The organism is Ochrobactrum sp. SFR4, from assembly GCF_019730395.1.
GTDB lineage: Bacteria > Pseudomonadota > Alphaproteobacteria > Rhizobiales > Rhizobiaceae > Pseudochrobactrum.
Genome location: NZ_JAAPBB010000474.1, coordinates 1 through 330 on the forward strand (window position 1 = coordinate 1; position 330 = coordinate 330).

Sequence of the window (330 nt, forward strand, 5' to 3'; positions counted from 1 at the left end):
TCCGCTCTTACCTTGGACGGCTATGGTTTTGCACTTGCCTTGCGAGTGCATCCTGACTTGCATTTGAGATAGAACCACCATCAGAACCGCCGCCACGGAATTTTCTGTAACCAGCAGCAAGACCTTTTGCAGAAGTACCGACCGTCGATCGTGCAGCTCCATAGGATATGTTTTTTGCCCTACGGGCAAAGTCGCCTGCAGAAAGCATAACAGTGCCAACAACACCTTGAGCCATTGTTTGGATGGTGAAGAGAATATACAGACCAGCAAGCGCAACTAAGATGAAAATAGCGCCTAGTCCCGACAAATCTTCTAGTGAAAGAGTGCTAT

1 protein-coding gene is annotated in these 330 nt (G+C 48.2%); it reads right to left on the bottom strand.

All coding sequences use genetic code 11. The features are described from left to right. Nucleotides 1-7: 7 nt before the first annotated feature. Nucleotides 8-330 (bottom strand): hypothetical protein (locus HBA93_RS19865; protein ID WP_502910153.1); only part of this gene is annotated, 323 nt, incomplete at its 5' end.